This is a genomic window from Mycobacterium sp., assembly GCF_049278535.1.
Classification (GTDB): domain Bacteria; phylum Actinomycetota; class Actinomycetes; order Mycobacteriales; family Mycobacteriaceae; genus Mycobacterium.
Genome location: NZ_JBAPMI010000286.1, coordinates 1 through 5,788 on the forward strand (window position 1 = coordinate 1; position 5,788 = coordinate 5,788).

6 protein-coding genes are annotated in these 5,788 nt (G+C 62.5%); all 6 read left to right on the top strand.

The features are described from left to right. Nucleotides 1-49 precede the first annotated feature (49 nt). Nucleotides 50-715: a TetR/AcrR family transcriptional regulator gene (locus WAO18_RS19175; RefSeq protein ID WP_422207815.1), complete on the top strand. Its 666-nt coding sequence runs from the start codon at nt 50-52 to the stop codon at nt 713-715. 413 nt (nt 716-1,128) lie between these two features. After that, nucleotides 1,129-1,995: a mycofactocin-coupled SDR family oxidoreductase gene (locus WAO18_RS19180; RefSeq protein ID WP_422207816.1), complete on the top strand. Its 867-nt coding sequence runs from the start codon at nt 1,129-1,131 to the stop codon at nt 1,993-1,995. Between the two features lie 534 nt (nt 1,996-2,529). Further along, nucleotides 2,530-3,810: an amidohydrolase family protein gene (locus WAO18_RS19185; RefSeq protein WP_422207817.1), complete on the top strand. Its 1,281-nt coding sequence runs from the start codon at nt 2,530-2,532 to the stop codon at nt 3,808-3,810. Nucleotides 3,811-3,903: 93 nt separating this feature from the next. Next, nucleotides 3,904-4,719 carry a 1-acyl-sn-glycerol-3-phosphate acyltransferase gene (locus WAO18_RS19190; RefSeq protein WP_422207818.1) on the top strand — a complete coding sequence of 272 codons (816 nt, stop codon included), beginning with the start codon at nt 3,904-3,906 and terminating at the stop codon, nt 4,717-4,719. Nucleotides 4,720-4,931: 212 nt separating this feature from the next. After that, the gene (locus tag WAO18_RS19195) at nt 4,932-5,123 is read left to right on the top strand and encodes a hypothetical protein (protein WP_422207819.1); all 192 of its coding nucleotides are present in this window, start codon (nt 4,932-4,934) and stop codon (nt 5,121-5,123) included. A 35-nt stretch (nt 5,124-5,158) separates the two neighbouring features. Continuing rightward, nucleotides 5,159-5,788 (top strand): wax ester/triacylglycerol synthase domain-containing protein (locus WAO18_RS19200; protein WP_422207820.1); only part of this gene is annotated, 630 nt, incomplete at its 3' end.

The window sequence follows — 5,788 nt, forward strand, 5'->3', positions numbered from 1 at the left end:
ATTCTATAAACAGTCAACCATCGAAAACGGTTTTGAGTAATGTGCAACCGTGTCCCAGCGACCGACCACCGCAAAACACTCCGACGCGGAGACCGCGGCCCCGGGGTCGCGCCGGCCGCGGGGTGCGCCGCGGAAGCTGTTGCTCGCCACTGCCCGCGACCTGTTCGCCCGCCAGGACTACCGCAGCACGACGACGCGTGAAATCGCTGAGGCCGCAGGCGTTACCGAGCATCTGCTGTTCCGTAACTTCGGCTCAAAAGCGGGCCTGTTCCGCGAAGCCCTCGTCCTACCGTTCACTGAATTCGTCGACGATTTCGGGCGCACGTGGGATGCGGTCGTCCACGAGGAGGCCGATGAACAGGAGCTGACTCGGCGCTTCGTGGGACAGCTCTATGACCTCTTCGTCGAGCACCAAGGCCTGCTCTTGACACTCATGGGAGCCCAAACACTCAGCGAGGACGAACTCGCCGAGACCGGCATCGCCGACATCCGACGAGCGCTCACCCTGCTCAGCCAGATCGGCGCCGAGGGCATGCGCATCCGGGGCATGCGCACCAGTAACCCGGACTTACCTGCCCACTCGACCGTCGCCATGATCGCCGGGATGGCCGCATTGCGTTCGACGTATTTCGGGTCCAAGCAGCCCTCGAGAGGCGCCATCATCGACGAACTCGTCCAAGCGATACTGCACGGATTCCTGCATCGACAGGATTGACGAGGCAATGGGGCGCGGCGGTGGATTTCTGGTGGCTAGCTGCGACCAGTCCACCCCGCTTTTGACTAAACGAACGGTTTGCGTGGAAGCGCGTCCGCGCAAACATTTGCGCGCCGAATTTCGGGATTACGACAAGATTCACGCCTGTCCCGCAACGGTTTAAAACTTGATCCATGTCGTCGACCTGGCCGCAAGCGGATCGGACAAAAGTGGTGACCGGCCCGTTGGATCGCTCCGGCTAGGTCGACTGAGAAGCATCGTGCAGCCTGGCCGCCCGGGCCTTCGATCGGCCTCGGTCCTTCTGCCTCGACGGCAAGTCCAAAACGCCGCGCCGTGACCCCGTTCAGACCTGCCCAAGTTCCGCCGCTAGACTTCCTGAACAATTATTTGGTCCAGCATGAAAGGTGCACCTGATGGGTGGTCGGCTTGACGGAAAAGTAGCGTTCATAACCGGGGCCGCTAGGGGCCAAGGACGCGCACACGCTGTTCAGATGGCCGAAGAAGGTGCCGACATCATCGCCGTCGACATCTGTCACGACATCGAATCGAATCGCTATCCCTTGGCGTCTCCCGACGATTTGTCGGAGACAGAACGACAGGTCAAGGAGCTTGGGCGCCGAGTTGTCGCACAGCAGGCCGACGTGCGCGAGCGGGCTGAGCTGCGCGAAGTCCTCGAGTCCGCGCTCGCCCAACTTGGTCGGCTCGACATCGTCGTCGCGAACGCCGGCATCATGCCGATGCGGCCTGCTCCTGCAGACGCACAGGACTTCATCGACGCGACCGACGTGGACCTCATCGGCGTGATGAACACGGTCGCCGTCTCGCACGGCAAGATGAGCGACCACGGGTCGATCATCCTCACCGGGTCGACGGCCGGGATGATTACCGGAGCGACGGTGCATCCGTCCTTCGGGCCTGGTGGCGCCGGCTACCAATGGTCCAAACAGTTGCTCCAGCAGTACACCGAGCAGATGGCGCTGCATCTCGCCCCGCGCTTCATCACGGTCAACTGCCTACATCCCACCAATTGCAACACTGACCTGCTGCACAACAAGGAGATGTACAAGGTGTTCCGGCCGGACCTCGAGAACCCGGCCCAGGAAGATGCTGAGTTGACCTTTTCGATTTTTCATGCGATTCCGATCCCCTACATCGAGCCTTCGGACGTCGCCAATCTCGCTGTGTTCCTCGCATCGAATGACGCACGATACGTCACCGGTCAACAAATCCGCGTCGACGCTGGGGCGCTGTTGAAATGGGCTGGCGGCCTGCCGTCCTGACCTGCAGCACAACATCATTGGACCGGGCCGTCACCGGGGTGCGGCATCCGCGCTACGGCGTATGTGCCATCAGCCGTCTAATAGAGAACACACCGCCAAGCGGTGGCTCGTGCCTGTCCCCGGGCGTCCGGCCGATTCAGTGCAGCGCATACCGGAACAGAATCTTGCTCCGAGGATCATCGCTCGATCAGCGACAACCCGGTTGACCAAATATCTGTTCCGTCGTAGTGTCGTGAGACGTCAGGGTTAATCGAACGAGGTTCTCCGGACATCGCCGATTTCAGTATTCACAAGGCACAGAACGTTTTCCGCAAGGATTCGGCGTCGGAGTCTCGGGCCACATAACCGCTATCAGCGTCAATTCACTGCGAGGCAAGATGTTTCACGTTGCGCGGCGGGACCCCGACGCGCACCTGAGATGTGGCAGCGTGCGACTCACTCCCGGATGTAAGTCGGGCGCAACCAGCGCAATGATTTGATATCACCCACGCACAGATCGCATCTGAAGTCGCGAAGAATTGAGGAGCAAGGTCCATGGAGATGAACGACATGGTCTTGGTGTCGGTCGACGACCACCTCGTCGAGCCGCCAGACCTGTTCGACGGTCACATCCCGGCCAAGTACGCCGACGACGTCCCTAAGTTGATCCAGCGCGACGACGGCACCGACGCCTGGGTGTTCGAGGGCCAAGCTGCTACCAATGTCGGTCTCAACGCCGTCGCCGGCCGGCCGCCCGACGAGTACGGCGCCGAGCCCACCAAACTCTCCGAGATCCGCGAGGGCTGCTACAACATCGACGAACGCATTCGCGACATGAACGCCAACGGCGTGGCCGCCGCGATGAACTTCCCGTCCTTCCCACAGTTCTGCGGCCAGTACTTCGCCCGCTCCCAGGACAAGGATCTCGGCCTGGCGGTGCTGCGCGCCTACAACGACTGGCACATCGACGAGTGGTGCGGCACCTACCCGGGCCGGATGATCCCGCAGTCGCTGCCCCCGATCTGGGATCCCCAACTGATGGCCGAGGAGGTTCGCCGAGTGTCTGAGAAGGGCTGCCACGCCGTGAGCTTCTCGGAGAACCCCACCAAACTGGACTACCCGTCGCTGCACGATGCGCACTGGGATCCGTTCTGGCAGGCCTGCAGCGACACCCAGACCGTGGTCAACCTGCACATCGGATCGTCGTCGAGCGTGGTGATCACCTCGATTGACGCACCGGTAGACACGATGATCACGCTGCAGCCCATGAGCATCGTGCAAGCCGCCGCCGACTTGATCTGGTCACCGATGCTGCGCAAGTACCCCGACCTTACTTTCGCCCTGTCCGAGGGCGGCATCGGCTGGGTGCCGTACTTCCTGGAACGCGTGGACCGGGTGTACAAGATGCACCGCGCCTGGACACATCAGGACTTCGGCGACAAACTGCCCAGCGAAGTATTCCTCGACCGCGTCGCGCTCTGCTTCATCGACGACGAATTCGGCATCGCCAACCGCGACAAGCTCAACCCCGACAAAGTCATGTGGGAGTGCGACTACCCGCACTCGGACTCCACCTGGCCGCTGGCCCCCGAAACCCTCGACATCTACCTCGACGGCCTCCCAGACACGGACATCGACCGGATCACCTACCTGAACGCCACCCGGCTGTACTCGTTTGACTTGTTCACCCACCTTCCGAAGGAACAACTCACGGTGGGCGCGCTGCGAGCTCAGGCCACCGACGTGGACCTCGGCTTCCGCTCGTCGGACCGACTGAAGAAGACCGGATCCGACACCGTCAGTGTCCTTGACCTGGCCTCAAAACTCGCGACCTAGGGGACTGCCCGTCGTCGAACGCCCAAGGGCGACAATCAGATACTTCGCACCCTGGGTGTGACATCGCTACGGACCGATCCGAAGGAGCAGGCTATGCATACGGAGGGTATGCAGGGTATGGACGTGTCGGACTTTGGCGGCTGGGATCCGAGCTTCACGCGTCGGGCCATCACCGCCGCGAAACCGATCGGTAAGCGGTGGTTTCGCTGGCGAGTCGACGGACTGGAATCCTTTCCCACGGGCGGTGGCGCTTTGGTGGTGTCCAATCACTCCGGAGGCATCTTCACTGCGGACACCCTGATTCTGGCGACCGCCCTGTACGACCGTTTTGGCTACCACCGACCAGTCCTCACCCTCGGTCATACGATGCTGTTCCAAGGCCCTCAGGGCAGGTGGCTGAGCAGAATAGGACTCATCCACGCGGAGCGGTCCGTCGCCAACAATGCACTGCGTTCCGGGGCAGTCGTCCTGGTGTTTCCCGGCGGGATCTACGACGCCTACCGTCCCACCGCGCGCGCTGACGTCGTCGACTTCAACGGACGCACCGGCTACGTGCGCACCGCGGTGGAGAGCCAGGTTCCGATCGTGCCAGTGGTCTCCACGGGAGGCCAGCAGAGCCAACTTTTTCTCACCCGCGGCACGTGGCTGGCCAAACGGCTGGGACTCACCCGGTTCCGTTCCGACATCCTGCCGATCACCTTCGGCTTCCCGTTTGGATTGAGCGCGATCCTGCCGGTCAACATGCCGCTCCCCACCAAAATCGTCACTCAGGTGCTGGCACCGATCAACGTGGTCGAACAGTTCGGTGACGATCCCGACGTCCACGAAGTCGACGCACACGTGCGCGACATGATGCAGACCGCGCTGCGCGACCTGGAACGCCAGCGTCGCTGGCCGATAATCGGCTGAAGTCCTGCCCGCACGTGTTTGCGCTGCTTGCTAGGCCACCGCAACGAGGGGGCGCCGATGCACAAGAACCGCAGTGGTCGCCAAACCGGTACCCGCTGGTTCTTCCAAGGTCGGCACGATCCGGTCGTCGGCGAGCGACCGGGCTTCCAAAGCGGCACGCACCCGTGCTGATTCGCTCGCGAGAACTCATGACGTCGGCGTACGCTCCCGACATGCTAACCAAAGATTTGATCCGTGCTGGCCATGCCCGCTCCTTGCCGGTCGGCTATTGGAAATTACCCGGTACGGGGCACGGCTTTGACATGCTCGACGGTAGCCCTACTGCCACGGCTGCCGCCGCGATTCGCCTGTTGCTCAACGATATTCACGAGGCGCGCCAGCTCGCGACCACCGCCGCGGTCTAGACGCTAGACAGCACCGACGGGAGGGGCCGGGCGAGTTGAAGCGTCTAAGTGGCATGGACGCCATGCTGTTGTACACCGAAACGCCCAACGTGCACATGCACACCTTGAAGGTGGCGATCATCGATGCCGCCGAGTTCGACGGTCTGTTCACCTTCGAGGTGTTTTGTCGCGCATTGCAGCGTCGCATGCACCTCCTGGATCCGCTGCGTTACCAGTTGGTCGACATTCCGTTGAGCATGCACCATCCGATGTGGCAGGAGAATTGCCCCGTCGACTTCGACTATCACGTGCGCCGACTGGCCATCCCGCGCCCCGGCGGGCGACGGGATCTCAATCAGGTCGTCGGCGAGATCGCCAGCGCACCGTTGGACCGAAGCCGCCCGCTGTGGGAGCTCTACTATGCCGAGCAGTTGGCCGGGGACCGCGTCGCCGTCATCGTCAAGGTCCATCACGCGCTGGCCGACGGCGTGGCCTCGGCGAACTTGCTGGGGCGGCTGCTGGATCTGCAGGGACAGCCGCAGAACGAACGGGATCTCCACCCCAGCGATTCGCGCCCGACCGCCGCTGAGCTTCTGCTGGCAGCCGGACGAGACCACCTGCATCACATCGCCAGGCTTCCTGGTGTAATCACGGATGCCGTGCGCGGCTTTAGCCGCATGCGACGG

Coding starts and splice junctions, on each gene's coding strand:
- WAO18_RS19180 (WP_422207816.1), top strand. CDS start 1,129: ATGGGTGGTCGGCTTGACGGAAAAGTAGCGTTCATAACCGGGGCCGCT.
- WAO18_RS19185 (WP_422207817.1), top strand. CDS start 2,530: ATGGAGATGAACGACATGGTCTTGGTGTCGGTCGACGACCACCTCGTC.
- WAO18_RS19190 (WP_422207818.1), top strand. CDS start 3,904: ATGCATACGGAGGGTATGCAGGGTATGGACGTGTCGGACTTTGGCGGC.
- WAO18_RS19195 (WP_422207819.1), top strand. CDS start 4,932: ATGCTAACCAAAGATTTGATCCGTGCTGGCCATGCCCGCTCCTTGCCG.